At 62.7% G+C, this 25328-nt stretch carries 23 protein-coding genes; 9 read left to right on the forward strand and 14 right to left on the reverse strand.

The window, feature by feature from the left end:
- Positions 1–25 precede the first annotated feature (25 nt).
- From CO667_RS22740 to CO667_RS22750, 3 genes are read right to left on the reverse strand one after another with little or no spacing between them, the layout of a single operon-like run.
- On the reverse strand, positions 26–850 hold the full coding sequence (locus CO667_RS22740) for an ABC transporter permease (protein WP_097620542.1): 825 nt from the start codon (positions 848–850) through the stop codon (positions 26–28).
- Complete coding sequence (locus CO667_RS22745) at positions 850–1725, reverse strand: ABC transporter permease (protein ID WP_245433225.1); 876 nt, start codon at positions 1723–1725, stop codon at positions 850–852. Before CO667_RS22745 ends, CO667_RS22740 begins: the two co-directional genes overlap by 1 nt.
- Positions 1722–2792 carry an ABC transporter ATP-binding protein gene (locus CO667_RS22750; RefSeq protein WP_179874204.1) on the reverse strand — a complete coding sequence of 357 codons (1071 nt, stop codon included), beginning with the start codon at positions 2790–2792 and terminating at the stop codon, positions 1722–1724. Before CO667_RS22750 ends, CO667_RS22745 begins: the two co-directional genes overlap by 4 nt.
- A 118-nt stretch (positions 2793–2910) precedes the next feature.
- Between CO667_RS22750 and CO667_RS22755 the strand changes: the two genes are divergently transcribed.
- Positions 2911–4056 (forward strand): ROK family transcriptional regulator, encoded by a 1146-nt coding sequence (locus tag CO667_RS22755; protein WP_143540742.1) that lies wholly within the window; start codon positions 2911–2913, stop codon positions 4054–4056.
- Positions 4057–4068: 12 nt separating this feature from the next.
- On the opposite strand, the gene CO667_RS22760 is transcribed toward CO667_RS22755, so the two are convergent.
- The 4 genes from CO667_RS22760 to CO667_RS22775 all read right to left on the reverse strand — a co-directional run bounded on the left by CO667_RS22760 (position 4069) and on the right by CO667_RS22775 (position 8538).
- The gene (locus tag CO667_RS22760; RefSeq protein ID WP_097620546.1) at positions 4069–4536 is read right to left on the reverse strand and encodes a response regulator; all 468 of its coding nucleotides are present in this window, start codon (positions 4534–4536) and stop codon (positions 4069–4071) included.
- A 263-nt stretch (positions 4537–4799) separates the two neighbouring features.
- Positions 4800–6740 (reverse strand): ATP-binding protein, encoded by a 1941-nt coding sequence (locus tag CO667_RS22765; protein ID WP_097620547.1) that lies wholly within the window; start codon positions 6738–6740, stop codon positions 4800–4802.
- Positions 6737–7399, reverse strand: coding sequence for a response regulator transcription factor (locus CO667_RS22770; RefSeq protein WP_097620548.1), 663 nt, complete (start codon positions 7397–7399; stop codon positions 6737–6739). The genes CO667_RS22765 and CO667_RS22770 overlap by 4 nt, the downstream gene beginning before the upstream one ends.
- A complete protein-coding gene (locus CO667_RS22775; protein WP_245433227.1) occupies positions 7396–8538 on the reverse strand; it encodes a sensor histidine kinase in 1143 nt (380 codons plus the stop codon). The genes CO667_RS22770 and CO667_RS22775 overlap by 4 nt, the downstream gene beginning before the upstream one ends.
- A gap of 185 nt (positions 8539–8723) precedes the next feature.
- Between CO667_RS22775 and CO667_RS22780 the strand changes: the two genes are divergently transcribed.
- The 4 genes from CO667_RS22780 (at position 8724) to CO667_RS22795 (ending at position 10706) form a co-directional block, all read left to right on the forward strand.
- Positions 8724–9179: an SgcJ/EcaC family oxidoreductase gene (locus CO667_RS22780; protein WP_097620551.1), complete on the forward strand. Its 456-nt coding sequence runs from the start codon at positions 8724–8726 to the stop codon at positions 9177–9179.
- 220 nt (positions 9180–9399) lie between these two features.
- Positions 9400–9957 carry a DUF3299 domain-containing protein gene (locus tag CO667_RS22785; RefSeq protein ID WP_097620553.1) on the forward strand — a complete coding sequence of 186 codons (558 nt, stop codon included), beginning with the start codon at positions 9400–9402 and terminating at the stop codon, positions 9955–9957.
- Between the two features lie 81 nt (positions 9958–10038).
- Complete coding sequence (gene vapB, locus CO667_RS22790; protein ID WP_097620554.1) at positions 10039–10299, forward strand: type II toxin-antitoxin system VapB family antitoxin; 261 nt, start codon at positions 10039–10041, stop codon at positions 10297–10299.
- On the forward strand, positions 10296–10706 hold the full coding sequence (locus CO667_RS22795) for a type II toxin-antitoxin system VapC family toxin (protein WP_097620556.1): 411 nt from the start codon (positions 10296–10298) through the stop codon (positions 10704–10706). Before vapB ends, CO667_RS22795 begins: the two co-directional genes overlap by 4 nt.
- 277 nt (positions 10707–10983) lie before the next feature.
- On the opposite strand, the gene katG is transcribed toward CO667_RS22795, so the two are convergent.
- Positions 10984–13173, reverse strand: a complete 2190-nt coding sequence (gene katG, locus CO667_RS22800) for a catalase/peroxidase HPI (RefSeq protein ID WP_097620683.1) — start codon at positions 13171–13173, stop codon at positions 10984–10986.
- A 144-nt stretch (positions 13174–13317) separates the two neighbouring features.
- Between katG and CO667_RS22805 the strand changes: the two genes are divergently transcribed.
- Positions 13318–14232: a hydrogen peroxide-inducible genes activator gene (locus CO667_RS22805; protein WP_097620557.1), complete on the forward strand. Its 915-nt coding sequence runs from the start codon at positions 13318–13320 to the stop codon at positions 14230–14232.
- A gap of 57 nt (positions 14233–14289) precedes the next feature.
- Here the strand turns inward: CO667_RS22805 and CO667_RS22810 are convergent, their stop codons facing one another.
- The 3 genes from CO667_RS22810 to panC form a co-directional block, all read right to left on the reverse strand.
- Positions 14290–15693, reverse strand: coding sequence for a VWA domain-containing protein (locus tag CO667_RS22810; RefSeq protein ID WP_097620559.1), 1404 nt, complete (start codon positions 15691–15693; stop codon positions 14290–14292).
- A gap of 224 nt (positions 15694–15917) precedes the next feature.
- The gene (panB, locus tag CO667_RS22815) at positions 15918–16739 is read right to left on the reverse strand and encodes a 3-methyl-2-oxobutanoate hydroxymethyltransferase (RefSeq protein ID WP_097620560.1); all 822 of its coding nucleotides are present in this window, start codon (positions 16737–16739) and stop codon (positions 15918–15920) included.
- Complete coding sequence (gene panC, locus CO667_RS22820; RefSeq protein ID WP_097620562.1) at positions 16736–17686, reverse strand: pantoate--beta-alanine ligase; 951 nt, start codon at positions 17684–17686, stop codon at positions 16736–16738. The genes panB and panC overlap by 4 nt, the downstream gene beginning before the upstream one ends.
- A 233-nt stretch (positions 17687–17919) precedes the next feature.
- On the opposite strand from panC, the gene CO667_RS22825 reads away from it, so the two are divergent.
- From CO667_RS22825 to CO667_RS22835, 3 genes are all read left to right on the forward strand, one after another.
- The gene (locus tag CO667_RS22825; protein ID WP_097620563.1) at positions 17920–18402 is read left to right on the forward strand and encodes a ProQ/FINO family protein; all 483 of its coding nucleotides are present in this window, start codon (positions 17920–17922) and stop codon (positions 18400–18402) included.
- Between the two features lie 175 nt (positions 18403–18577).
- Complete coding sequence (locus CO667_RS22830; RefSeq protein WP_097620565.1) at positions 18578–19564, forward strand: cytochrome c peroxidase; 987 nt, start codon at positions 18578–18580, stop codon at positions 19562–19564.
- Between the two features lie 10 nt (positions 19565–19574).
- The gene (locus CO667_RS22835) at positions 19575–21380 is read left to right on the forward strand and encodes a methyl-accepting chemotaxis protein (RefSeq protein ID WP_097620566.1); all 1806 of its coding nucleotides are present in this window, start codon (positions 19575–19577) and stop codon (positions 21378–21380) included.
- Positions 21381–21391: 11 nt separating this feature from the next.
- On the opposite strand, the gene repC is transcribed toward CO667_RS22835, so the two are convergent.
- The 3 genes from repC to repA form a co-directional block, all read right to left on the reverse strand.
- Positions 21392–22678, reverse strand: a complete 1287-nt coding sequence (gene repC, locus CO667_RS22840) for a plasmid replication protein RepC (RefSeq protein WP_097620568.1) — start codon at positions 22676–22678, stop codon at positions 21392–21394.
- Between the two features lie 221 nt (positions 22679–22899).
- Positions 22900–23868 (reverse strand): plasmid partitioning protein RepB, encoded by a 969-nt coding sequence (gene repB, locus CO667_RS22845; RefSeq protein ID WP_097620570.1) that lies wholly within the window; start codon positions 23866–23868, stop codon positions 22900–22902.
- 69 nt (positions 23869–23937) lie between these two features.
- On the reverse strand, positions 23938–25146 hold the full coding sequence (gene repA / locus CO667_RS22850; RefSeq protein WP_097620571.1) for a plasmid partitioning protein RepA: 1209 nt from the start codon (positions 25144–25146) through the stop codon (positions 23938–23940).
- Positions 25147–25328: the final 182 nt, after the last annotated feature.

Raw genomic sequence — 25328 nt, forward strand, 5'->3', positions numbered from 1 at the left:
CTCCGATGGTTGGATGGGATGGACCTCATCCCTTGCCGCCAAGCGCGACGGCGCCGTTGCTCTTCAGCAGCCGTTCGAAGAGAAGCATCAGGATGATGTTGGGGACGACCAGGATCAGCGACACGACTGCCGCGTTCGGCCGGATGAAATTATAACCCAGATAGGAATAGAGGATGGTCGGAACGGTGGTGAAGTCAGGCGATCCGAGCACGAAGGAGAGGGCGAATTCCTCGATGCTCTGAATGAAGACGATGACCAGCGCCGCCAGGATTCCGGGTTTGAGCACCGGCAGGTAGGCGGCGGAAAAGCGCGCCCAGCGGCTGGCGCCGAGATCGCGCGCCGCATCGATCAGATCCTGGCGGACAAGCGAATAGGAAACGGAGAGAATGCGGATCGCATAGGGCAGGAACAGCACGGTGTGGCCGATCACGATGCCCAGAAATTTGTTGTAGATGCCGATCCGGTTCAAAAGCGCGGTGAAGAACAGCGCGATGACGAAGCCCGGCAGCACGAGCGGCAGGAGCGCTGTGAATTGCGCCACCGATTTGCCCGCAAATTCGAGGCGCCCGAAGGCATAGGCCGTGGGCGCGGCCAGCATCAGCGTGGCGCATGCGACGATCGGCGCCAGCGTATAACTGTTGGCGATGGCGACCGCGAGATTGGTCGTCTCCCACATCTCGGTCCAGCGGCGGAAGGAGAGTTTCTGCGGCAGGAGGTCGGGATAACTCCAGGCTTTGTCGGGATCAACCAGCGACCAGAGCACCGCCATGGCGAAGGGAACGACGAGCCAGACGATCAGCACGAGGCCGAGTCCGATGGCGAGGAGGCGATTCCAGGATTTTTCCGACATCACGCTCTCCTGCCGCCAAAGAGGATATGGGCTGCCGCAGCCAGGATGAGCGATCCGAGCAGGGCTGTGGCCATCAGGACGATCGCGACGACGGCGGCCTCGCTCCATTGGCCGAATTCGTGCTGCACGGTGTACATGTACAGGGCGAGCGAACTGACGCTCGTCGGACCGGCGATCGCCTGGAAGGAATAGTCGCCGGCGGCACCGATGAAGATGATCACCAGGGCGGCCTGCATGGCCTTCAGGGTGAGCGGCAGGATGATCTTGCGGAAGCGCGCCCAGGCGCCGGCGCCGAGATCGCGGGCCGCGTCGAGCAGATCGGTGTGGATCGACCGGACCGCGCCGCTAAGCAGCAGCAGGGCAAAGGGCATGTTCTTCCAGACCTGGAGCAGCATGACGCCGGCGCCATAGCGGTCGTTCTGCATCCGGAAGGGTTTTGAGATCAGGCCGAGGCCGAGAAGCGCCTCGTTCAGAAAGCCGTGGAAGGCGATGAGGTTGACGAAGAGGAAGGCCGCGACCAGGCCCGGCACCATCATCGGCGCCTTGATCAATGCGCCGAGCGTCAACGAGCCGGGAAAGGGATTGCGCAGCCAGAGCGCGATGGGATAGGCGAGCGCCACCGAGACGATCGCCGAGACGAAGGCGATCTTCAGGGAATAGAGGAGGGAGGCCCTGAGCAGCGGACTGGCGAGCTGTTTCGCCCAGAACTCCAAGGAAAAGCCGCTTGCGCCGGCGAAGTTGAAATAGCCGAAGGACTGGGCGACGGCCATGCCGAGCACGGTCCCGACCAGAAGCACGATCGGGCCGATCCCGGTCATCAGCAGCAGGCCGATGAAGATTGCCTGTTTCCAATTGGCGGCGGCAGCGGATGTCAATGCGCCGCCTCCAGGAAACAGAAGCTTGCGGGATCGACGCGCACCATGACGGAGGCTCCGACGGTCAGCGGCCGGCGCGTCTGGATGCGATAGGCGGCATCGCTTTTGCCGCTTCTGACAACCACGTCGGTGACATTGCCCTGGAAGGCCTGGGCCGTCACGACGGCCTGGAATATATTGGATTGCGGCGCTTGCGCCTGCGAAACGATCTCGGCTGCCTCGGGCCGCCAGCAGACGAAATGGTGCGGCGCCTTGGGGTCGCTCTCCGAGCGGATGTCGAATTCCCCGAGATCGGTGCGCACACGCCAGATCGTTTGCCCGGCCAGGCCCAATATATCGGCCCTCAGGATATTGGCGGCGCCGATGAAATCGGCGACGAAACGGCTGGCCGGGCGGTCGTAGATCGCAGCCGGCGTATCGATCTGCTCGATACGGCCGCCATTCAGCACGACGATCCTGTCGGACATGGCGAGCGCCTCGGCCTGGTCATGGGTGACATAGATCGCTGTGAAACCGTGTCTTGCCTGCAGCGCGCGGATTTCGAAGCGCACCTGCTCGCGCAGCTTGGCGTCGAGATTGGAAAGCGGTTCATCGAACAGGATCACACCCGGCCGCATGGCCATGGCGCGGGCAAGCGCCACACGCTGCTGCTGCCCGCCTGAGAGGGCAGACGGCAGCTTCGTGGCATGCGCGGCGAGGTCCACCTGTTGCAGGGCGGCTTCGAGCCTCGCATGGCATTCGGCCTTGCCCGCGCCGTTCTGCCGGGGACCGAACAGGATGTTTTCGGCCACGGTCATGTGCGGGAAGAGCGCGTAGGATTGGAAGCACATTGCCGTGTTGCGGCTCTCCGGTGGCAGCGCGGTGACGTCTTTGCCGTCGATCAGGAAGCGGCCTGACGTGAGCGGATGGAATCCGGCGATCGCCTTCAAAAGCGTGGTCTTGCCGCATCCCGACGGCCCGAGCAACGTCAGGAACTCCCCCGACGCGACGTCGATCGTGATGTCATCAAGAACCCGATGCCCGTTCGGGAAGGTCTTGCTCACGCCCTGGATGGACAGGCTCGCCAATGTTCTCTCCCGATAGACGTAATTAAGTTCACGATGTGCATTTATATTAAGTGCATGACATGAATATGACGACGGCCTATTCTGGGATTCGCTCGTCTCTATCGGAAAGTTCGCCCACTTGCACGCAGATCTGGGACCCTGGCCGCGACCGGTCAGCCTGACCGACATCGAATATGCCGTCCTGCGCCATATCCGCCTGGATCCGGGGAAAAGCCGGACGGAGATTGCCGCAGCGCTCGGCCTGTCGAAATCGATGCTGACCAAGGCCGTCGCCAATTTCGATCGTTTCAAACTGGTCCGCGAGGAACGCGCCACGCTCGATGACGGCGAACGCGGCCAGCCGCCGCTCCGGCTATCGCTGAACGACGACGCCTTTCACAGCATCGGCCTCTATGTCAGGCAGGGGCATTATGCCGTTACGCGCTCCGACCTCAGCGGCAACATCCGAGAGCGCGTGGCGCGGCAGGCTGATGCCGTCATCGAGCCGATCGTCGACGATATCGCCCGGCTGATTGCCGGCTCACCGTCACCGATCCTCGGCGTCGGACATGCGGTTCCCGCCATCGTCGGCGAGGACGGCACGCTGTTCGAGGTAACGCCGACGCAGGCCGCGCTGCCATTGCAGGAACTTGCCGAGACGATAAGCGCCCGCTTCCGGCTTCCGGTCTATTGGGATAACGGCGCCTATTGCGTCGCGGCTTTCGAAGCGCATCGGCCGCGGACACATTATCGCGGCCTGTTCTATATCACGCTGGATTTCGGCGTTGGCGGCGGCCTTTTCGCCAAAGACGCCGTCTTTCGCGGCGCCCATAACCAGGCGGCGAATATCGGCGCGCTGATCCCCGAAACCGGCGATCGGCCAAGCCTTCCCGATCTTGCCCGGCACCTCGGCTGTCCGCTCGACCGGCTCTCGGACGATTTCCTGGCGCGCTTGTTTCACGAGGGGGATAGACGCCTGCTCGACTGGATCGACGATCGCGGCGAGAAACTGTCGAAGCCACTCGCCACGGTGGTTCAGCTCTTCAATCCCGACGCGATTGTCGTCGGCGGTTTCTTTCCGCGTGAAATCCTGGAACGGCTTTGTGCCCGCGTCGACCTCGGTGCTCTCGACGTGCCCGGCCGCCGTCCGCTGATCAGGCCGACATTGTTGGTGACGCAGCTGCTCGGTCCCGCCGGGCTTGCCGAGGCGGCCTCGCTGCTGCCGATCGCCGCCGAATTGCTTGGCCAGCATTCGCCTATGGCGAACGCCCGTCGCCCGAGATAAGGGCGGCTGCGATCAATCGATGCGGGGACGTTCCGATTTCGGCGTCGCCAAGCCGTGTTTGGCAAGCTCCAGAGTCAGGATGCGGGTTTCAAGCAGGTTGAAGATGCGTAAGATCGCTTCGATCGCGTCGAAGGGCTTCGTCAAAAAATCCTTCGCTCCGAGGGAAAGCGCGCGCCGACGCGTCGGCAAGGTCGCATCGGCGGTCAGAACCAGGATCGGCAGGTAGCTGTTATCGGGAATGAGCCTTGCAAAGGTTTCCAGCAGGGCGAAGCCGTCGAGATCGGGCATCATCAGGTCGAGAAGGACGAGATCGACGGGATGCTCGCGGAAGAGCCGCAGGGCCTCGCGCGGCTCGGTGGTGCTGATCAGCGCCGTAAAGCCTTCGCGCTTGAGGATGCGCTCCAGCAGCGAAACATTGGCGGGCTCGTCATCGACAATCAGGATTGTCGATCTGCGCACGATATCGGTGGAATCTGTCATGGACCAAACTTCGTCGAAAGCGATTGCGAACTGATATCAAGCGGCGCGGCCAAATCAAAGGCGATGGCTTCTGGCATCGCCATGTTGCCGAACAAACCACAGCAAAACCCAGGACGTCATCCTCGGCCTTGTGCCGAGGATCTGCGCCGGTCCAATTAAGTGTCTGAAAATAAATGTTTTCCTGCCAAACAATTGTTGTGCTCAGATGCTCGGCACAAGGCCGAGCATGACGGAAGAGACTTCGTCAATCAACTGGCGGTGCCTTACGGCATCGCGACGTCTCGCGCCTCGGCTTCCCCCGTCGCCGCCGGCGCGCGCGGCAGATCGACGTAAAAGGTGGCACCGCCTTCCCTACGATTGCTGAAGCCGAGCGTTCCGCCCATGGCGTCGATCAGATGTTTCGACAGCGCAAGCCCGAGGCCGGTTCCCTCCTGGCTGATCCGTTCGGCCCCCAGCCGGTCGAACGGGGTAAACAGCCGGGCGACGCGGTCGGCCGGGATGCCGGGGCCGGTGTCGCTGACCTCGATGCGGATGCGGTCACCGATTGCGCGGTGGCTGACGGTCACGCTTCCCAAGGGCCGATTACATTTCACCGCATTGGAGAGGAGGTTCAGAAACACTTGCAGCAGACGCCGCCGGTCGGCAAGGACCATCAGATCCGGCTCGGCCGGTGCGGCGACCTCGATGCGGATCTGCTGCTTGCCGCAGAGCGGCCTTGCCAGCGACACGGCTTCATCGATCACTTCGGCAACGGGTTGTGCTTCGACCGAGAGATCCATGCGGCCGGCCTCTATCCTGGCCATATCGAGAACCTCGTCGATCAGGCTCAGCAGATGCCGGCCGGCTCTCAGGATCTGCGCGACGCTCTCCCTGGAATCGGCATCGGTCACGTCCATTTCCAGAAGCTGCGCGAAACCGAGCACGGCATTCAGCGGCGTGCGCAGCTCGTGGCTCATGCGCGACAGGAACTCGCTCTTGGCGTTGCTGGCACGGATCGCATCCTCGCGGGCGGCAAGCAGAGCCTCCTCGAATTGCTTGCGCTCGGTAATGTCGCGGGTGATCTTGGAAAAGCCACGCAGCCGGCCCGTTTCATCTTGCAGCGCGGTGACGACGACATGCGACCAGAACCGCGACCCGTCCTTGCGCAGCCGCCAGCCTTCCGCCTCGGTGCGCCCGTGAAGGGCCGCTTTGGAAAGCTCTTCGGCTGGAAATGTGTCCCTGGTCTGGGCGGGATAGAAGCGGGAAAAATGCTGCCCGACGATTTCGTCTGCACCGTAGCCGGTGATCCGCTCGGCGCCGGCATTCCAGCTCACCACCCGTCCGTCGGGATCGAGCCCGAAGATGCCGTAGTCGCTGACGCCCTCGACCAGTTGCCGGAAGCGTTCCTCGCTCTCGGTCAAATCGGCCTCGCGCTTTTTTAACAGCACGCTCGCATCTTCGAGCGCCTGTTCGAGGCTGCCGAGCTCGTCGCGGAAAGGGTCGGCCACCGTGACGACCTCGCCTTGCGACAAGAGATGCGCCTGGGCCTTCAGCGCATAGACGCGGCGCACGATGCTGGCCGAAAACAGGAAAACGGCGGCGAGCGCGCCGGCAAAACCGAGGAAGCCGGCGGCAATCATCAGGCTGCGCGACAGGGTGCGAACCCGGTCGGCGGCTTGCGTTCTGGCGTGAAGCAGATCGGCCTCACGCCGGTTCATCGCGTCGATCTCCTGTCTCAGCACATCGAGGACCTGTTTGCCTTCGATGAGCTTGGCCGCAAGATCCTCGCGCCCGCCGGCGCGCAGGATGTCGGCCTGTTTCAGGAGTTGGAGACGGTCGACTTTCGCGTCGACCAGGGCTCGGATACGGTCAAGGCGACTCTTCTGTTCTTCATCCCGCAATCGCCGGCCGACTTCGTCGAGCACCAGGGGCAGCCTGTCCTCGGCCCGGTTGAAGGGGTCGAGAAAATCGGTTCTGCCGGTCAGGAGATAACCCCGCATCGCCGTCGCGGCCTCGGCGATCAAGGCGTGGATCTCCTGAATGCCGGACTGGATCTCCAGAGTCACCCGCACCTGATCCTCGGCGATCCGGCTCTGCCGGTCGGCGACGAAAACCGAGGCGAGAGCGGCAAGCAGCAGCGCCAGCGGCACCATGATGATGACGATGCCCTTCGCCCGCAGCGGAAGGTCGGCGAAGCGCAGCGCCCGCCGGCGTGTCCCTGTCATGGCTGCTCTTCTCTCGATGTTGCGACGAGCCCGCCGCGCACGGCCATGACGGCGGCCTGCGTCCGGTCGCCGGCGCCGAGCTTGCCGATGATGCGCTCGACATGGATCTTCACGGTGCCGGGCGAGATCTTCAGCGCCCGGCCGATCTCCTTGTTGGTCAGGCCCTCGGCCACCTTTGCCAGCACCTCGCGCTCGCGCACCGTCAGCGTCTCCAGGGCGCTGCTGTTGGTTTGCGGTTTGGTGGCAGCGCGCCGCAGCAGCCTTGCGACGAGGGGGCCGTCGAAAAAGGCGTCACCCTGCAGGACGCGCCGGATCGTGCGCAGAATATCGTCCCGGCTGGCGTCTTTCAGCAGATAGCCGGTGGCGCCGGCGTCGATCGCCGCCTCCAGATAATCGAGGCTGTCATGCATGGTGATGATCATGACGCGTGTGCCGGGCGACACGCGCCGGATCTCCCTTGTGGCGGCGAGGCCGTCCATGCGCGGCATGCGGATGTCGAGCAGGGCGAGATTCGGTTTGTGGGCCGCGCAGGTTTCCACCGCCTCCAGGCCGTCGCGCACATCCCAGGCGACATGGAAATCGTCCTGGCCGCCAATCATGGCAATCAGCCCGGCGCGGGCGATGTCATGATCGTCGGCAACGAGAATGGATGCGGTCATCCCGATATCGTCTCCTGCTGAAGGGGCGCGAAGGCGCGGACACAGGTGCCGCCCGAAGCTCCGGCGCCGATCTCGATGCTGCCGCCGAGCAGCGCCAGCCGCTCGCGCATGCCGACGATGCCGAGCCGTGCGCCCCACTCTTGATTCTGGGGCTGGCGTGCTTCGCCGATGCCTTTGCCGTCGTCGATCACTTCGAGATGGGCTTCGCCGGCGCTGTCCTCGAAAAGGCGCACGATGAGCCGGCGCGCCCCGGCATGCTTGATCACATTGGTGATCGCTTCCTGCGCGACGCGGTAGAAGATGATCCCGGTCGATGCCGGCCAGCGATCGGCGCAGGCATCGAGATCGGCGATCACCTCCATGCCGTCGATCGCATCGAGGCGGGTGCGCAGCGCCGCCGCAACGCCGAGATCGTCGAGCTCGGGCGGACGAAGATCGGCGATCGCAGCACGAAGATCGGCAACGGAATGGCGCGCCAGTGCCGCGAGCTGGTCGATCTCCGGTTTCAGCGCATGCGCCTCGCCGACGCGGGCGGCGAGATCCTGCAGGCGATAGCTGAGGCCGGCGGCGAGCTGCGCCGAGCCGTCGTGCAGATCGAGCGCCACCCGCTGCCGCTCCTGTTCCTGCGCCTGGATCAACTGCGCAACGAGGGCCGCGAGTTCACTGCGCTGCCGCTCGAGATCGCCGAGCAGCGCCTGCTTTTCCGCGGCCTGCCGTTCGAGATTGCAGGCGTCGGCCAGTTGGCCCGCCACCACCTCCAAGGTTTGCCGGTCGTCGGCATCGATGGTGCGTCCTGTCGACGGCCCGAGGAGCGTCAGATGGAGGTCGGCGCCATCATCCTCGGAGGCAAACAGGATGCTGTCGCCTTCGGGGTTCCTCGACAGCCCGACCGCCAGTTGCACAGGCACCTCCCCCTGCAAGGGCGCAAAGACGAGCCTGGCCTGCATTGCCCCGGCGAAATCGGCAAGCCGGGACAGAACCTCCGGCGCGACCGTTTCGAATGCCTGCGCATCGAGCAGGTTCCGCACTTCGATGATGAAACGCAGCCGCGCCGCCCGTGCTTCCGCCGCTCTGTAAAGGGCTCGCATCTCTGCAACGTCAGGCGAATGGGCCGTATCCGTGTTATGCTCCAGGCCCAAGGGGACTGCTCCTGAAATGAATGACGCGGGCACGATAGTCATTCCCGTGGGAATGTCATCTATGCCGTTCGGCAGATCGGATCGGAGCCACCCGGCAGATGGGGCCGCAGAGCCGGCCACTTAGATATTGGTCATGCGGTTGACCGATGCGATGTCCGCCGGAACCGCCAGATAGGAAGCCAAACATGCGTACGATCATTGCTGCCGCCCTCGTCCTCGGTTTTGTCCAGGTCCAGTCGGCTGCGGCCGCCGAAACAGCGACCTGCGCCCCGGTGAGCGAGGAGCAAGTCGCAAAACTCTTCGACCGCTGGAACGCCTCGCTTGCAACGCTGAGCCCTCAGGAAGTCGCCAAGAACTACAGCGAGGACTCCGTGCTGCTGGCGACGCTCGCAAACAAGCCGCGCCTGACCCAGGCGGAACGCATCGATTATTTCGAGCACTTCCTGGCGAAGGAGCCCAAGGGCCACATCGACAGCCGTGACATCAAGACCGGCTGCAACTGGGCCGTCGACACCGGCACCTACACCTTCACGATGAAAGACGGCTCGAAGGTCCCCGCCCGCTATACCTACACCTACGAGTTCAAGGACGGGAACTGGCTGATCACCTCGCACCACTCCTCGATGATGCCGGAGAAGTAAGGCGACACCAGCCTCTCGCCTCGGCAGGGAGACCCCGCGTTCACCCCACGCGGGGTCTTTCCTCTGTATGACGATGAGGGGGTGCCACACGGCAAAAGCCCATTGCTCTCACTCCAAAGAACACCCAACAAGGCCCGAAGCTTTGACGGCCAAGCGGGATCGGGAGTAGCATCCGCGCGGCAGCGGCAAGGTGGTCAAAGCCGCCGGCCCGGGAGATGCAATGATGAAGCACAAATCTTTCCTCCTGATGTTTGCGGCGCTGGCGTTTGGTTCCGCATGGCCGATTTCCGGCGCCCTCGCCGCAGCTCAGCCCATTTTCTGGAGCGCTTTGCGGCCGGCCGATCAGGCCAAAGCGACGGTGCCGCTGTCGGGCAAGGCGGTGAGCGGCCCACAGGGCGAAACACTCGCCTGGCATGGCGATGAGCATCCGATCGAATTGACCGGTTTCGTTCTGCCGATCGACCAGGATGGCGACCTTGTCTACGAATTCATGCTGGTGCCCTGGGCCGGAGCCTGCAGCCACATGCCCTCCCCTCCGCCCAACCAACTGGTTCGTGTCGTTCCGGAAGAGCCTTTGCATCTCGCAAGACTGTACGAGACCGTCACCGTGACGGGTAGCCTGCGGCCCGGCCTGGATCAGGCGCAATTCTTCATGATCGACGGTAACCGCGTCCTCACCTACGGCTACAGCATAAACCATGCCCATGTCGCGACAGTAACGGCGACGACCGATCCCGATCTGCTGTCACTTTCGCCTTTCGGCATTCTGCCTCGCTAGAAGGTGCAAAGAGGGTTTCTTGCAAAAGCACCGCCAATCGCGTATATACGATAGCATATATACAAACTGCGGAGGGCTCCCATGCCGCAATATGCGCGTGTATTTCAATCCGGCAATTCGCAAGCCGTCCGGCTGCCGAAGGAGTTCCGTTTCGACGTCGACCAGGTGGAGGTGACGCGGGAAGGCGATGCGGTGATCCTTCGGCCGCGGGCCGATCGCGGCATGCGGTGGGCATCGTTGCATAGCGCCTTGGAGCGCGGCCTCAGCGACGATTTCATGGGGGAAGGGCGAGAGCAGCCGGAGGGGCAGGAGAGGCCTGGTCTTCAGGATCTGTTCAAGTGATCACCCATCTCATCGACACCAATGCGGTGATTTCCCTGATCGGCAGGAAATCCGAAACGCTGCTGAAGCGCGTGGTCGACAGCGACGAGGGATCGATCGGGCTGTCGACCGTGGTGATGCACGAGCTCTATTATGGCGCCTATAAAAGCGCGAAAATTTCCTACAATCTCGAAACGCTGCGCTTGTTCATGGCGGATTTCCCGGCCGTCGGTTTCGAGCAGGAGGATGCCTTGGCCGCTGGGGAGATCCGTGCCGCATTGGCGGCGAAGGGAACGCCGATCGGTCCCTATGATGTGCTGATTGCTGCTCAGGCAAGGACGCGGGATCTGGTTCTCGTCACCAACAATGTCGGCGAATTCCGGCGCGTCGAAGGCTTGCGCGTTGAGGACTGGATGATTGGGCGGTAGTAATCCCGGAAGCTTCGGTTCCGTAGCGAATGGCTGGACGCTAACCCCGGACTCCTCCTGTGCCTGTCACAGGAATCCTGCCACCGCGCGTCCGCGCGGTGAATGACTCATTTCGAAGTAAGAACTCTCCCGCGCCCAAGGACTTGGGCGCAATGGGTCCCTGTGACATCCCTCGGGCAAGCCCGAGGAAGGGGATGAGGGAGGAGAAGTAGTCCGTCGAAGAGAAAGAAAAAGCCGGGGCGCAGCGGTCACTGCGCCCGGGCGAAATGCTTGCCGATCAAACGAGGTCGAAACGATCGGCGTTCATGACCTTGTTCCAGGCGCCGACGAAGTCCTTGACGAACTTCTCCTTGGCGTCGGCCTGGCCGTAGACTTCGGCAAAGGCGCGCAGCTGCGAGTGCGAGCCGAAGATCAGGTCGACGCGGGTGCCGGTCCACTTGGCGGCGCCCGTCTTGCGGTCGCGGCCTTCATAGACGCCTTCCTTGCCGGCGAGGGGAACCCACTGCGTGCCCATGTCGAGCAGGTTGACGAAGAAGTCGTTCGTCAGCGTCTCGGGACGCGAGGTGAAGACGCCGTGCTCCGGGCTGCCTGCCTTCAGCACGCGCAGGCCGCCGACGAGGACGGTCATCTCAGGCCCGGTCAGCGTCAGGAGCTGGGCGCGGTCGACGAGCGCTTCTTCCGGCTTCATGAACTGATGGCGCTTGCCGTTCACATAGTTGCGGAAGCCGTCGATACGCGGCTCGAGCGCTGCGAAGGAATGCACGTCGGTCTGGGCTTCGGAAGCATCCATGCGGCCCGGCGTGAAGGGCACGCTGACGGCATTGCCGCCGGCTGTTGCCGCTTTCTCGATGCCGGCTGCACCGGCGAGAACGATCAGGTCGGCGAGCGAGATCTTCTTAGCCCCGGTCTGGGCGGCGTTGAAGTCCTTCTGGATGCCTTCGAGAACGCCGAGTACCTTGGCGAGCTGCGCCGGCTGGTTGGCGTCCCAGTCCTTCTGCGGGGCAAGGCGGATGCGCGCGCCATTGGCGCCGCCGCGCTTGTCGGAGCCGCGGAAGGTCGAGGCCGACGCCCAGGCGGTCGAGACCAGCTCCTGCACGGTGAGGCCGGTGGCGAGAACCTTTTCCTTCAGTTCGGCAATGTCCTTGGCGTCGATGAGCGGATGGTCGATGGCCGGGATCACGTCCTGCCAGATCAGGTCTTCGGCCGGAACTTCCGGGCCGAGATAGCGTACCTTCGGTCCCATGTCGCGGTGGGTCAGCTTGAACCAGGCGCGGGCGAAAGCGTCGGCGAACTGGTCGGGATTTTCGAGGAAGCGGCGCGAGATCTTCTCGTAGGCCGGATCGAAACGCAGCGCCAGATCGCTGGTCAGCATGGTCGGCAGGTGCCTCTTCGCGGCGTCGTAGGCATCCGGAATGGAGGCTTCGGCGTTCTTGGCCTGCCACTGCTTGGCGCCGGCCGGGCTCGTCGTCAGTTCCCATTCGAAGCCGAAGAGGTTTTCGAAGAAGTAGTTGCTCCATTTGGTCGGCGTCTGCGACCAGGTGACTTCGAGGCCGGCGGTGATGGCATCCTTGCCGACGCCGGTGCCGAACGAGCTCTTCCAGCCGAGACCCTGGTCCTCGATCGCGCTGCCTTCCGGTTCGGCGCCGATCAGGGACGGGTCGCCGGCGCCATGCGTCTTGCCGAAGGTATGGCCGCCGGCGATCAGCGCCACGGTCTCTTCGTCGTTCATCGCCATGCGAGCAAAGGTTTCGCGAATGTCGCGGGCCGAAGACAGCGGATCGGAATTGCCGTTCGGGCCCTCGGGGTTGACATAGATGAGGCCCATCTGCACGGCGCCGAGCGGCTCTGCCAGCTCGCGTTCGCCGCTGTAGCGCTCGTCACCCAGCCAGGTTCCCTCAGGACCCCAGAACAGTTCTTCCGGTTCCCAGACGTCGGCGCGACCGCCGGCGAAACCGAAGGTGTTGAAGCCCATGGATTCGAGTGCGACATTGCCGGTGAGGATCAGAAGGTCGGCCCAGGAGATGCGGTTGCCGTATTTCTGCTTGATCGGCCAGAGCAGGCGGCGGGCCTTGTCGAGGTTGGCATTGTCAGGCCAGCTGTTCAGCGGCGCGAAACGCTGCTGGCCCTGACCGGCGCCGCCGCGGCCGTCGGTGATGCGGTAGGTACCGGCGCTGTGCCAGGCCATGCGGATGAAGAGGCCGCCGTAATGGCCGAAATCGGCCGGCCACCAGTCCTGCGAATCCGTCATCAGCGCGTGAAGATCCTTCTTCAGTCCGTCGAGATCGAGCTTCTTGAACTCCTCGGCATAATCGAAGGCCTGGCCCAGTGGATCGGCGCGGCCGGAACCGTGGTGAAGAATCTGCACGTTCAGCTGGTTCGGCCACCAGTCGCGGTTCGTCCGGGCGGTCGGAGCCTTATGCGTGTGGGCAACAGGACATTTGCCTGCGCTGTCAGTGGGGTTGTCCATGATCGTCTCCTTCATTGCTGGATCTGTCTGCCGTTCAAAAAGATGAGCCGGGCTGGCGCCCCACTCTCTCCCCTGCAGCCTTCATATCGGAAGCGTGCAATAATTTTAAGTTGGATTTACTGATTGCTGCGATAAGTTGAGCTTATGAAGAATCTTACCCTGAAACAGCTGCGCTATTTTGAAGCCTTGGCAAGGGACGGCCGTTTCCGCCGTGCCGCCGATGCCTGCGCCATCTCCCAGCCGGCGCTCTCGATGCAGATCAAAGAACTCGAGCAGGAATTGGGCAGCGAACTCTTCGAGCGCAGCGCGCGCGAGGTAAAGCTCACCCCTTTCGGCCAGACCTTCGCGCTGAGGGTCCGCGACATCCTGCGGGCCGTGGACGAACTGGGGGAATTTGCTCGCGCCTCGCGCGATTCCTTCCTCACGCGGCTGCGCATCGGCATCATCCCGACGATTGCGCCCTATCTGCTGCCGGCTATTATAAACGATCTCAACAAAACCTTCGCCGGAATTCAGATCGAGGTGCGCGAGACGCAGACCGGCAAGCTGGTTCAGGAACTGGCGCAGGGCCAGCTCGATTTGGCGATCGTCGCGCTGCCGGTGTCGGAACCCTCGCTCACCGAACTCGAGCTTTTCAGGGAAGAATTCGTGCTGGTCAGGCGGCACGAGGATGGAGACAAGCCCGTGCCCGAACGCGAGGCGCTGCGCGAAATGCGCCTGCTGCTGCTCGAAGAGGGCCACTGCTTCCGCGACCAGGCGCTGTCCTTCTGCAAGGTCGGCCCGGCCCGCCCGCGAGAAATCATGGAAGGCAGCTCGCTCTCGACCCTCGTCCAGATGGTCGGCGCCGGCATTGGCGTCACCCTCATTCCGGAGATGGCCGTTCCCGTCGAAACGCGCTCGGCGCATGTCTCGATCTCCCGCTTCCCCTCGCCGGAGCCGTCGCGAACGATCGGCATGGTCTGGCGCAATTCGACGCCGATGGCCAAGCAGCTGCAGGAGGTCGCCGAGGCCGTGCGCCGCTCAGCTGAGACGATGCGCGAGCAATATGCGGGTGGGTGAAGGACGATGGCTGTCCGGTTGGCGACCATCAACCCGGTCGTTCACTCCCATCGGCAATTACTGCGTCAGCCGCAACGTATTCCCGCGGATCGCAGCGGCGATCGCCTCGTAGACGGTCTTGATGGTGGCAGGCGAGGCGGTGAAGAAATGGGCGCCATTGGTGGCGCAGTTGCGGATGTTCACCACGTCGGCATCGGCGCTATAGGAAAGCGTATAGATTTCGATGCCGCTCTTCTTCATCGCCGTGCATGCCGTCTGCATCGCGGAAGTGGCGACCTGGTTGCACGCCGATGATTTCGTTTGAGAACAGATCCAGTCGAACTTGTCGTTCGGGTCGTATTTCGTGTTCATTTCCCCGTCGGTCATGAACACCATGACTTTCTGCACGGAATCGGAAACGGGTGCAGGCGAGGACTTGTCTCCCCAGACGCCCTGCCATTTCGGCGACAACGTATACCATCCCGCGACCACGCCGGCGTCCAGCCGTGTGGAGCCTTCGGATGTCAGCTGGGTCACGGTGTTTTTCAGATAGGCGAAATCGCCGGTCAGCGGTGTGATCGGCGGCGGACAGAAGCTTGTTCCCGATTTGGGGTTGGCATCCATGGCGACGAAGGCAGATGTGGTCGGCGACGCATCGCTCATGCCGTAAGCGCCGATCGCACCGCTATCCCTGACCTCGACATCCGCGCGCGGCTCGATGCAGCCCATCCAGTAATAATTCTTGGAGGTGGACATGACCGGCGTGATGCCATCGATCCAATAACCGAGCTTGTAGCTGGAGGAGGAATAGACCGATTTGGGATCGGTCCAGCGTTTGGGTACCGCCGCTGTTCCATTATACGATTTGAGCCAGGCCATATTCGCCATGCCGATATTGACGCGGCTTGAAAACGGCACGATGGAAATTTTGGTTTTGTCGACCAGCGACGCGTTGGACGAAAAGGCCTGCAGAAAGCCGGCGACCGCAGTTTGCATGGGTGCAAAGCGGTTCTCCTCGATCATCGAACTCGACACGTCGAGAACCAGCGCGATCTCCAATTGCTTCACCCCCGGCAAGGCTGCACAGGACCTGATGCTGATCGGTACCGACTTGATATTGGCTATTTGCATGAAGGTGGTGGGAACGGCGTCCGCCACGTCGAGGCACAGCTCGGCCTCATCGCTCGAGACTTCGGGGTTGCCGATGACGGCGGTCTTGAGTGTCCCATTCGCGGAAAGGAAGGCGTTGACCGTGCCGGATATGCTCGCCTCCGGCATTCCGTGCTTATATTTCGCTGCGGCCGCGAGCACCGCGGAATCTGCGGCCGACTGCAAATCTACCCGGTCGTTATAGGCTCTGATGAAATCGATGGAGGCGCCGACCGCGAGAAGCAGAGGGACGGCGACCAATATGACGATGATTGCGACGGCTCCGTCTCGATTGTCGATCAGGCGGGAAAGGAAAGATAAGCGGCGTGTCATGGCATCGGCTCGAAATTGGTTTCGAGGCAGCGCTATGGCGGCAACCTTAACGACAGGGAAATGCTCAGCCACCCGCGTGCGGCAGAGCGAATTTTCTGACGCGAATCGTATAGTTGGCTCTATTTATGGATAGCTTCGCGCCCTTGAAGGCGCGCTCGGCCTGCTCTGCGGCTACTCCGCAAGGATCTAAAGCGGAGGAGTGAATCTGAACGATTGCGACCGCTTTAGGAGCGGCGCTTGAACGTATGCTCCGCGGCCGGAAACTTTCGCGACCGCACCTCGTCGGCATAGGCGGAGACGGCCGCGGCGATCCTCTTGCCGAGTTCGTCGTAGCGTTTGACGAAACGCGGGGTGAAATCGTTGAAGAGCCCGAGAATATCGTCGGAAACCAGAACCTGGCCGTCGCAGGCGGCGGACGCACCGATACCGATGGTCGGTATGTGGATGGCCGAAGTCACTTCCCGGGCGAGCGGTTCCACCGTGCCTTCGACGACGACGGCAAAGGCGCCCGAGCCGCCGATAGCATGCGCATCGCGCCGGATCTTCGAGGTCTCGTGTTCGGAATGGCCGACGGAACGAAAGCCGCCCGCGGTTTGAACCTGCTGCGGCATCAGGCCGATATGCCCCATGACCGGAATGCCCCGCTTCGTCAGAAAGGCGATGGTCTCGGCCATCTCCTCGCCGCCCTCCAGCTTGACGGCATCGCAGCCAGTTTCCTGCAGGACGCGCACGGCATTGCGGAAGGCAACCTCTTTCGATTCCTGATAACTGCCGAACGGCATGTCGACGACGACGCAGGCTTTCGTAACGCAGCGCATCACCGCCTTGCCATGGGCAATCATCATGTCGAGCGTGACGCCGATGGTGGTCTCCATGCCGTAGAGCACCATGCCGAGCGAATCCCCGACCAGAAGGAGATCGCAATGCTCATCGAGGAGGCGCGTCATCGGCGTCGTATAGGCCGTCAGGCAGACGATCGGTTTGCCGCCCTTCATGGCTGAGATGCGGGTCGGCGTCAGGCGCTTTTGAGATGCGGTGGCGCTCATTTCGTCACTCCTTTTTCCGGTTGGCCTTTTTCCGCCTGGCCCTTTCCCGGCTGCCCCTTCCCGCCGATAACCCCGGCAATCCGGTTGTTCCCCGTAGCCCGGTTGCTGCCGATCACGCGGTTGTCGAGAAGCCGCGTCGAGCCGAACCGAACGAACAGCGCGACGACGATAGACTCTTCGATCGAGCCGACCGGCTCAAGTGTCGATGCATCCCTGACGGCGACGACCTCGGGTTTTGCCAGAGGCTCGCGACCGAGAAAGGTCGTGAGCTTTGCTTCCAATTCCCTGGCATCCGTCAGGCCGTCGGCAACCAGGCGCTCGGCCTCGTCGAGGGTCTGCGGGACGATCGCCGCGGCACGCCGCTCCTCAGCACTGAGATAGACATTGCGCGACGACAAGGCGAGGCCATCGGCATCCCTGACGGTCGGCACCGATATCACCCGCACCGGTATGGCGAGATCCTCCACCATGCGCTTGATGATGACCACCTGCTGGTAGTCCTTCTCTCCGAAATAGGCGGTCTGCGGCTGCACGATGTTGAACAGCTTGGAGACGACGGTGGCCACACCGGCAAAATGCCCGGGCCTGACCGCACCTTCGAGTTCGCGGCCGAGATCGGGAAGGTCGACGACCACAAGCATCGGGCGCGGATACATGTCTTCGACGCCGGGCGCGAACAGGAAATTGACACCGGCCTGCTTGAGCATGGCTGAATCGCGTTCCAGATCGCGCGGATATTTGCTGAGGTCTTCCGCCTGGCCGAACTGCAGCGGATTGACGAAAATCGACACGACGACGAGGTCGTTCTCGGCCCGGGCGCGCGATACGAGCTCCATATGACCGGCATGGAGATAGCCCATCGTCGGCACCAGGCCGACGGTACGTCCCTGGCGCTTCAGCGCATCGAGCGTGTGGCGTAGCTCGTCAATGCTCGAGAAAACCCGCATATATCCTCCCCGCGGCCGGTCACTCATCTTGGGCGCGGATAAGAAGTGTAATCGATGCTGGAGGTCAATGCATATTCGGTGATAAAAACGATTAGATGGAATGGCGGGCCGATAGGACCAGCCTATATCTGCGCGGAAATGGCGGCTTGCGGCAGGGTTGGCAATGTGCGAACTGCGCCGCTATTGGCCCTGTCCGTCAAGATACCATCACAGTCGGTCGCTATGGAGAATGCATGGATAAACCCTGGAAGATCAGCCGCGGGCCGATTGCGGCAGCCGAGCTCGACGTGGAGAAGGCAAACGCGATCAACATGCTGTTGATCCGGCCGGTCGGCGTGCTTCCCGCCAAGCCGGGAGATCCTGTCCTCCCCTTTGCCGTCGGCCTCTTCAACGAGCTGCGCCCGCTCCTGAAGCCCGATGCCGGCGTGACGACGCTGAGGCGCGCGACGGCTGCCTATGTTCATTGCCGGCGCTATTATTTCGCCAGCGCCCAGCCCGATTCCATGCGCCACGGCCTTGACGGCGAACCGGTCGAACCACTGTCGTCAGAAGATCGGCTGGTCGCGCAGAAACGTTTCCTGAGCCTCAAGCAGAATGCCGGCAAGGCCGAGGCCCCCGAGGAGCCGGCCCCGCCTCCCCCTCCCCTTCTGAGCAAGAACGAACAGATTCGCGCAGCCCTTCTCAGCAGGAAGAGCTCGTCAGCCCGAGCCGGCTGACCCGAGATCGGGGAATATTGCGGTCGCGTTCCATAGTCTGCGCTTGCAGACGATCGCGATCGCGCGCGGTCAAAACCTTCGCGCTGTCCTCAAGTATAGTTTGCTTTACAGACCATTAATGCAATTGCGCTAAATCTAGCATCGACCAGAAACTTCCTCCGGACTTGCTAGCACGATGCGTTTCCTGATCGTTGCTTCTTTATTCGCATTGGCCGCAGTCCAGCCCGGTGCTGCCGCCGATCTTTCCGCCTATAAGCGGCCGCTGACGGTGCCTTTCGAGGGGGTGACGGCCTATTCCCCGCAGCTGGCGACGCTCGGCAAGATGCTGTTCTTCGACCCCAGGCTTTCCGGCAACAAGAACATGACCTGCGCCAGCTGTCATAACCCGTCCTTCGGCTTCGAGACGCCTGTCAAAACGCCGATCGGCGCGGCCAATACCGCGCTCGGGCGCCAGGCGCCCACGGTTTTGAACGTTGCCTGGGTCACGCCCTTCTTCTGGGACGGCCGCGCGCCGAACCTGGAGGAGCAGGCCGCCGGCCCGATCACGGCTTCGGCCGAAATGAACGGCAAGCTCGATGCCGCCGTCACAGAAATGCAGGACATCCCCGATTACAAGAAATGGTTCGGCGAGGTCTTCCCGGATAAGGGCATCTCCAAGGAGACGCTGCTGACGGCGATTGCCACCTATGAGCGGACGGTGGTTTCCAACTGGTCGCCCTTCGACCGGTGGGTGGACGGCGACGAGAAGGCGGTCTCCGACAGCGCCAAACGCGGCTTCGAGCTGTTCACCGGCACGGCTGGCTGTTCCGCCTGTCATTCCGGCTGGAATTTCACCGACAACAAGTTCCATGACATCGGCCTGCCGGACGAGGATCTCGGCCGCTTCAAGATCGATCCGAGCAGCCCGAACAACCAGCACGCCTTCAAGACGCCGGGCCTGCGCAACACGCTTTATCGCGGCCCCTACATGCACGACGGCAGCCTGAAGAGCATGGACGAGGTGATCGCCCACTACGAAAGCGGCGGCGTCAGCCGTCCGTCGCTCGATCCCGACATGTCGGCCTTTCTGCTGACGGACCAGGAACGCAGCGATCTGATCGCCTTTCTCGGAACCCTGACCGCCGAGAAGCAGGACATCCCCCTTCCGACGCTGCCGAACTGAGGTGCAGGCCATGACACTCTCCATACGCATGCAGATCCTCGTGCCGATGGTGGCGACGATCGTCGTCGGCTTCGGCAGCGCATTCCTGATCGGTTACCAGGCGGTCACCGGCCAGACCCGGGTCGCCGCGGTGGTGCAGGAGGCGGTGAACGCCAAGCTGGCCTCCGCCCAAATCGAACAGCAGTTCAGGCAGGCCACATCGGTCGTCGACCGGGTGCTGTCGATGACGAATTTCGTGTCGGCGGCCGAGATCAAGACCGAATTCGATGAGAGCAACGGCGCGCTGACGCAATCGCTCGACGAGCTCGGCGGCATCGATCTCGCGACGTCGCTGACCGAGGGCGTACGGTCTCTCCACCAGGCGCATGATGTCTGGGAAAAGGATGTCAGGATCAGCCTCGGCCTGCAGCCGGCGGACGAAGTGCCGACAGCCGAGAAGCTGGCGCGCTCTCAGCAGGCGATCCTGACCGGGATCGCGGCGGTTAACGCCATCGTCGATAAGATCGCGACAGAGAGTGTGGCCGATGCCGGCAGCGCGCTGGAGACGAAGATCGAAATCGAATTGGCGCTCGCGGGCCTTGCCGCCATCGTCGGCCTCGGCATCCTGATCGCCATCGCCCGGCATGTGTCGCGCCCGATTCAGCGCATCACCCACTCCATGCAGGAACTCGCGAACGGCGAGACGGATAAGGCGATCCCCTATGCCGGGCGCCGCGACGAGATCGGCCTGATGGCGGGCTCGGTGGAAGTCTTCCGCCAGAACGCCATCGCCCGTACCCGGCTCGAAAACGAGGCCGAGGAGAACCGGCGACTGGCGGAAGCAAACCGGCTGGTCGACCAGGAGCAGGCGGAACGGAGCGCGGCCGAGCGGCTGACGGTCGCCACATCGGGGCTGGCGGCCGGGCTGAAGCGCCTCGCGGAGGGCGATCTCGCCTTCAAGCTCTCGGAGCGGTTCGCGCCGGAATTCGAACCGCTCAGGCATGATTTCAACGCCTCCGTCGAGCAGCTCGGGCGCACGCTGCTTTCCGTTTCCCAAAGCGTGTCGATCATCAATTCCGGCACCCGCGAGATCAGCAACGGCTCCAACGAACTCTCCGGCCGGACCGAGCGGCAGGCGGCGACGCTCGAAGAGACCGCCGGGGCGCTGAACGCCGTCACCGCCAAGGTCACCGAAGCCTTCAAGATCGCCGAAGAGGCCCGCGATGTCGCCGACGACGCCACTCGCAGCGCCATGGCCTCGGGCAAGGTGGTGGCCCAGACGGTCGACGCCATGAGCCAGATCGAGGAATCCTCGAAGCAGATCAACAATATCATCGCCGTCATCGACCAGATCGCCTTCCAGACCAACCTGCTCGCGCTGAACGCCGGCGTCGAAGCGGCGCGCGCCGGCGAGGCCGGCAAGGGTTTTGCCGTCGTCGCCCAGGAAGTGCGCGAGCTTGCCCAGCGCTCGGCCCAGGCCGCCCGGGAGATCAAGGAGCTGATTGGGCAATCCTCCGCCAAGGTCGCGAGCGGCGTCGAGCTGGTCAACCAGACGGGTACCGCCCTCGGCGACATCGGCCGTTTCATCGTCGATATCAACCACCGCATGGAAGCGCTGGCGGCCTCGGCGCGCGACCAGGCGACCAGCCTGTCGGAAGTCAATTTGGCCATGGGCCAGCTCGATCAGGTGACCCAGCAGAACGCCGCGATGGTGGAGGAAACCACCGCCGCCGGCGTCACGCTCGCCGGCGAGGCCGAGCGCCTGCGCGAACTGGTCACCCAGTTCGAACTGGGCAGGGCGGAGCCCGGCGCGCGAAGCTATCGCGACGCAGCCTGAGTAAAACACGATCATGTAACGGTCCGGCTGACAGCCGGACCTTTCGCTCGCAGCAGCGCCGTCAGCATCGGACCCAGCGCAAATTCACCCCGTTCGGTCCGTCGCGTCAGGTCTCTGAGATAGCCGCCGGCCGAGTTGATGCACCCTCCCCTTTGCAGGATGCAGGCCATGACCGTGGCGGCGTTTTCCGATCCCATCACGTTTGCCGCTGCTTCATAGGCCGACGGGCTGACGGCGAGCATCGAGCGCACGACGACAGCTGCTGTCAACAGATCCCGCCAGTTGCCGATCTTGCCGCTTGGGCCGTAGTCGGCGATGTCGGGGCAGGCCTGGAGAACTGTGGCGAGCGGGAAGGATTTCAGTACCCCGACGCCGGTCCGGCTAGCGATCCGTGACCCCTGCCCGGCATCTCCTCGGGTTTCCAGCCAGTCATGTCTCGGCTCTGCCCTCACCTCACGATCCCCATCCAGCGCCTGCCCCGTTTCCAAGCCGGGTTCAGATTCAGATATGGATTCGGTGTGAGAATTCTGTATGTGACGCTCAAACTGGGATTCACTGGTGCTCGCTATCTGCATTTTCTCATGCAGTTGCAACAGGTTGACGATGTTTTCGCGGATTATCTCCAGTTCTTTGAGGATCGGCGTGAGGTTTTCGATCGTTGCGGCGCGCGGAATGCGATGCAGGATCGTCTGGAACGTCGAGGACACGCGCTCCCAGTCGCCGGGAACGGCTTCCTCGACGGCGGCCGAAAGGAGCTTGGCGATGTCGCGCCGGCAGATCGTCAGCCGCTCTTTTATTCCGCGCAGCATCTGGCGGTCGGTGGCGATCCTCGCCGCGATGGCTTCGATCTCGGTGGCGCGGGCGAGAAGCGGGGCGAGGCTGAAGCCGTAGGCCTCATTGATCTCGCCTTCCCCGCCGCGGCGCACGTAACGCTTGCCGTTCGGGCTGTCCTTGCGGGAGATGAGGCCGGCCTCGACGAGCACGGCGAGATGCCGGCGCAGCGTCGCGGCCGCCATGCCGCGGGCTCTGAGCGAAAGCTGCGCGTTCGAGGGAAAGACGACCAGCGGTTTTTCGCCGGAGATTTCGTCCTCGGGATAAAAGGTCAGCAGCGCATCGAGCACGGTGAGCGCCCGGTCGGTCACGCCGAGCCCCGCCCGGGCCTCGCAGACCGATCGGAACAGCTTCCACTTGTTGCGCGTCGTCCCGGCCCTGATCGCTTCGCCTCGCCGCTGTTTCAGCAGCAGGGCAAGCGTCATCGGCCGCCGCCCGAAGGGCGTCGTCACAGATTCACTCTCCATTTCCTTCACCTCTCATCAGGCAAAAGAAATCCGCTCACCGAAACGATGCGAGGATAAAAGTGCTGCAGCGACTTTTACGCCCCTGAAAAGACACGGGCGGCGTCACAGGACTCTTGACTGGGATTCGTGAAAATGCGATTCTCTGTCTTGCTTAAGGATGTGAGAAGGGCTTCCACGACTCGGTCGTTTGGGGGCCTTTTTCTTTTGCGGTTTCAGTCTCCTTATTTGCTCTCCTCGGCGAGGAATTGCGCATAGAGCGCATCCAGCCTGCTGGAGAGAAATTCCCCGAAGCGGCCGGCATTTTTCGCCTTCATCGAGAGCGAAAACGCCTTGCCGTCATTCTTCATTTCCGCCTGGACGGCCTTGTCCCGCGGCTGCCATTTGATCTTGGTTGCTGCGGCCTGCGTCTTTCTTACCGGCCGGGCGCTTTTGTTCAGCCCCGTATAGAGCGCCTCGAAACGTTTGTCGGAAGGCAACTGGCGAAAGCTGTCCTCTTCCATGAGCTTGGCGATATCAGCCGAATTGGATGCCTTGCCGGCCAGCAGCGAAAGCGCCACCCAGCGTTCGCGGCCGACACCGGCTGCAGGGCCGATCGCCTGGACGACTTCCGGCGAAATGCGATCCATCACCGAAATCATCTTCGAGACCGACGCCGCATTGGCGGCAAGGGCTGATGAGATGACGTCCCTGTCGTAGCCGAGTTCTTCCAGCCGGCCGGCGAAGAGCGCGCGCTCGATGAAGGTAAGATCGGCCCGGGCCGAATTCTCCTGGCCCTGGGCGATGACATGGGTGCGGTCGTCGATCGCCTTGACGACGGCCCTGACATTGCGGCCGAGCTCGCGGGCGGCGCGCAGCCGCCGGTGACCGAAGACGACCTGATAGCGGCCGTCGATCTTGGCGTGGGGGCGCACCAGAATCGGCGTATCCTGGCCGCGGGCGCGGATCGCCTCGACCAGTGCGCGGAATTCTTCGTCATCCTCCGTCAGGCGGTCCTTGACGAAGGAAGCCTCGACGACATCGGGATCGAGCTCGACGACCGCTTCGCCTTCCAGGAATTTCTCGGCCTGCTTGGCGAGCTCATCCAGCGAGCGGACGAGCGAGCGGCCCGCCCCGCGCATCGGATAGTTCGGCGCGCCCGCGTTCTCGTCGGGCATATCGGTGAGCCCTTCCAGCAGATTCTTTCGTGCCATCGCTTCCTCCGATGTCGGTCAATCAATTGATTCGGCTTGAGGAAACCGTGAATTTGTCAGCCGACAAATTCACCGCCCCCATGCCTGATGAATAAGCGCTGCGATCTCTGCGTTGACGGCGCCCATCGCCTCCAGCGCCCGGTCATAGGTTCCCCGGTTCATCGACGACCGTTCGACCTCATAAAGCGTCTGCTTGGTGATCCCGGCATCCGAGATCGCCGTCGATTTGACCATCTGGTGCTTCAGCATGAACTCGTGGAACATCGTCGACATGAAGCCGACCATCTGCGCCTGCGGCACGTCGGTCGGCTCATAGCGGGTAATGAGATAGCGATACCAGGAGAGGTTCACTTCGGCGCCGGCGGCGCGGATCGGCTTCAGGATGCCGCCGAGCATGAGCAGGAACTGCCCCATCGACATGACGTCGAGCATCTGCGGATGGATGGTGATCAGCACACTGGTCGCCGCCGTCAGCGCCGTCAGCGTGAGGTAGCCGAGCTGCGGCGGGCAATCGATGACGACGACATCGTAGCGGTCGTCGACCTCGGCGAGGGCGCGCGAGATACGGGTGAAGAAGGTCTTGCCGTCATTGGTCGATTTGTCGGCCATGGCCAGCGGCGTATCATATTCATACTCCTGCAGGTCGAGATTGGCCGGCACGATATCGAGGCCGGGGAAATTGGTCTTGTGGATGATCTCCGAGAGCTTCTTCTTCTCGCCGTCGTAGCGGATCGCTTCATAAAGCGATGAGGCCTGGTCGAATTCCGGCTGGAAGCCGTGCAGCGAGGAGAGCGACGCCTGCGGATCGAGATCGACGGCAAGCACGCGATGGCCGGTCAGCGCCAGATGCTGGGCAAGATGGGCAGCCGTCGTCGTCTTGCCCGAGCCGCCCTTGAAGTTGACGACGGCGATGACCTGCAGCTTTTCATGGCCGCGGCGATGGGGCACATACATGCGGCTCTCGGAGCGGCCATGTGCATCGAGATATCGCCTCAGCTCCAGCATCTGCTCGGCGCTATAGGAGCGCCGCCCGGAAGGCGAGGTCTGCGGGCAGGGGCCTTTGCCTTCGAGATGCAGTTTCTTCAGCGTGCTTTGTGAGGCGCCGACATAATTGGCGACCTCTGCCAGGGAGAAGCTGCGCAGCGTCTTCTTCGCATTGGGGGGAAACCGCTGGACGCTGAGCAGGTGGAGCTTCTTTGAAATCACGTCACCCTGTTCGAGAATCTGATCCTCGAAATGCAACGTCGCCTTGTTCAAGGCCGTCAAATTAGCGTTCATTGGCAGCAATCTTCCGGATAACGATTTTCGGGATCAAAAGCCCCTCTAACCGTTATTATCCGCGATTCTCCGATGCCGGCCAAGAATTTTAAGGTTAACGCATATTAACCTTTTGGGAGTTTGTTCAAGCACTTGGAACGCCAGAACGACTGCCCGCAAGGACGAAGCTTTCGTGACCGGGG

It is taken from the genome of Rhizobium sp. L43, from assembly GCF_002531725.1.
Lineage (GTDB): Bacteria > Pseudomonadota > Alphaproteobacteria > Rhizobiales > Rhizobiaceae > Rhizobium.